The 936-nt window shown below is 51.1% G+C and carries 1 protein-coding gene; it reads left to right on the top strand.

The window, feature by feature from the left end; translation table 11 throughout:
• Positions 1-52 precede the first annotated feature (52 nt).
• Positions 53-913, top strand: coding sequence for an IS5 family transposase (locus SM754_RS20110; protein ID WP_323677923.1), 861 nt, complete (start codon positions 53-55; stop codon positions 911-913).
• Positions 914-936: the final 23 nt, after the last annotated feature.

The raw sequence follows: 936 nt of genomic DNA, 5'->3' as shown, positions 1-936 counted from the left end.
GGGGCGTGTTTAGACGCTAGTAAGAGCGGCTAAATGTCTAACTTACTAGGAAGTGAAGCGGGAAGACGGGTTTGTGTCCAGCAAACTCGCCCGCTTCACTGAACGCGTTGTCTCGCTTGCTCAAAAAACCGTCGTCGGCAATCCGTCTCCAGCAGTCAATAAAGGAAATGGAGGGTACGCAGACTGGGTAATTATCGCAATTCACGGTCTTCAGCAGTATCTAGACCATCCGTATCGGCGGCTGCTCGATGTCCTTCACGAGATGCCTGGAATCGTCGCGACACTCGGTCTAGAGGTGGATGAACTTCCTGACTTCACCACCGTGTGTGCACGAAAGCAAGACTTAGAAATGCGTCTTTGGCGTGTCTTGTTGCGGTTATCGGCAGAACTGCACGAAACCGGTGAAATTCAAGCAATCGACGCCACCGGCATGGATCGTGTCGCTGCCAGCCAACACTACGCAAAACGGACGAACTACACGTTCAAGGCGGTGAAAACGACAGCACTCCTAGACTGTAAGACTGGTGTGATTCTCGATATACACTGCTCGATGAAACAACCGCATGATTCCAAGATCGGCTGGCAGATGGTGAAACGAAATCTCGACAAACTGAATGTTCTCACTGCAGACAAAGGATACGACTGGTGGCTACTCCGCCACAGACTCCGTGCAGAAGGTGTTAAACCAGTAATTAAGCACAGAGAATCAGGGTGGCACGGTATCGCGAACAATATTTTGCTCGATGACACGATTTACCATCAACGGTCGAACATCGAATCGACGTTTTTCGCGCTTCGACGCAAATACGGCGAGATTGTTCGAGCGCGAACCTGGTTTGGTCAGTTCCGTGAACTCGTCCTGAAATGCGCCGTCAGAAACATCGAACTTAGCGTCAGCGGCTCACACCTGTGAAATCACGCGTCTAAACAAGGCCC

The organism is Halorubellus amylolyticus (assembly GCF_034808145.1).
Classification (GTDB): Archaea; Halobacteriota; Halobacteria; order Halobacteriales; family Natrialbaceae; genus Halorubellus.
The sequence above is the reverse complement of the archived record's forward strand: the minus strand, read 5'-3'. Positions and strand labels throughout refer to the sequence as shown.